This window comes from Clostridium boliviensis (assembly GCF_033342255.1).
Taxonomy (GTDB): domain Bacteria; phylum Bacillota; class Clostridia; order Lachnospirales; family Lachnospiraceae; genus Lacrimispora; species Lacrimispora boliviensis.
This window is the reverse complement of record NZ_JAWONS010000154.1, coordinates 1-694: the sequence shown is the minus strand read 5'-3', so window position 1 is coordinate 694 and position 694 is coordinate 1. Positions and strand designations below refer to the sequence as shown.

The window sequence follows — 694 nt, the reverse complement described above, 5'->3', positions numbered from 1 at the left end:
GATCCGTTATTTCCTCCTCTCCGCCCATTACCGCAACCCGATCCAGTTTACCCGGGAAACGATGGAGCAGATGGAGCGGGGGATCGAGCGGATCGACACGGCCTGGACCAATCTCCAGCATCGAATGAAGGCCGCCATGGAGGGGCCGCTTGCACCGGAGACGGCGCAGGCCCTCGAAGAGCTGACCCGGCAATTCGAGGAGGCGATGGACGACGACTTCAACGCCGCCAACGCCATCGGTGTGCTCTTCGAAGGGGCCCGGTTGGCCAATGAACTGGTCGGCCGGGATGTGGTCCCCCGAGGCTCCCTGCAGGCGGTCGCCGATTGGCTGCAGCGATACGGCGGCGAAATCCTCGGTCTGGTGGAAACCGAGGCGGAGGAGGAGTCGGACGAACAGGTGGAGGCGTTGATCCGGGAGCGCCAGGAAGCCCGGAGGCGGCGGGATTTCGCCCGGGCCGACGCGATCCGCGACCAGCTTATGGCGATGGGGATCATCGTGGAAGATACGCCGCAGGGGGTCCGTTGGCGGCGAAAGTCCTGAGGGGGAAGCAACCGGGGCATCCTAGAGATGAAAACGAGCAAAAAAGTGGGGATTTGACGCTGATGATCGGAATGACGGACCAACGGCTTCCCAAAAAGCCGCGGGAGATGAATCCGCTCCTTTTGGCCTATATCGGGGATGCGGTGTATGAAT

General features: G+C 62.5%; 1 protein-coding gene. It reads left to right on the top strand.

Annotation, left to right across the window (positions count from 1 at the left end; all coding sequences use genetic code 11):
* Positions 1-541 (top strand): DALR domain-containing protein (locus RZO55_RS10375; protein ID WP_318064210.1); only part of this gene is annotated, 541 nt, incomplete at its 5' end.
* Positions 542-694: the final 153 nt, after the last annotated feature.